This is a genomic window from Chrysanthemum yellows phytoplasma (genome assembly GCF_000803325.1).
Classification (GTDB): Bacteria; Bacillota_I; Bacilli_A; order Acholeplasmatales; family Acholeplasmataceae; genus Phytoplasma; species Phytoplasma asteris.
The window spans coordinates 1-881 of record NZ_JSWH01000196.1 but is presented as its reverse complement, the minus strand read 5'-3'; the positions used below and the strand labels follow the sequence as shown (position 1 = coordinate 881).

Genomic DNA, 881 nt, shown 5'->3' with positions numbered 1-881 from the left:
AAAAAGTAAGCAAATTTAGCTTGACTACAATATAATTGGCATTGAACTTGGGCCCAGTAGTATTGAGGGATATTTTCTAGTTGAGGGTGAGTTAAAAAATTAGTCCAAGTGGATGAGACTTCTTGGTTTTCGTTAACGAAAGGACATTTAATTTCTAAAACAGCTTGATGTTGTTCATTGTAACCATCTAAAGATGCGGAAAAAATGTTAACTTGATCATCAGTGAAAATGGTGTCTTCAAAAGTTAAATTGGTTTTTTGTATGAAAAACTGGCGATCGATCGGTTCCATTTTTTGCCCATGCAATGTATATTGATTAGCCGTAAAAGTGGTACCAAAGAGTTTATCATGGACTAATTGTGTCATGGAACGGAACGGATCTAAACCTGTAATCGCAGCAATTTCGGAAGCGTTAATGTATTTTTTGCGGTGTTGATACCATAATTGGGTTCTTTGATTTAAGTTTTTGATTCTCATGGTTATTTACCTTTCTTAAATATTTTCTTTAATAAGAATAAAAGATATTTCCCTAAATAATAAAAGAAAAGAAAAAGATGATAAAGACATTTAAAAAGAAAATCAATTAAATACAAAAGATGAGGAAGAAATAATAAAATAATTATTAATAAACCTAAGTTTAACCATTGATTTTGATAAGTAAAGAAATAATGACTGATAATATTAAGGTTGTTGTTTAACTTAGTTAACCAAGTATTAATTAATTTCCACATGATGATTTGGTCGCTTCATAGTTAAATATTGGTAAAATTGAACCACTATTCCTTGTTTTAATTGGTAAATACTTAGTTTGACAGTGAAAAGATAAAATTTAATAACATAATAAATAGTGATAATTGGAAGAAATGAAAATAAAATAATGAT

The 881-nt window shown here is 28.3% G+C and carries 1 protein-coding gene; it reads right to left on the bottom strand.

Annotated features, from left to right (window positions below; genetic code table 11):
• Positions 1–476: lambda-exonuclease family protein (locus tag OL66_RS03155; RefSeq protein ID WP_034172437.1), on the bottom strand; the 476-nt coding region annotated here is incomplete at its 3' end.
• Between the last annotated feature and the right edge of the window lie 405 nt (positions 477–881).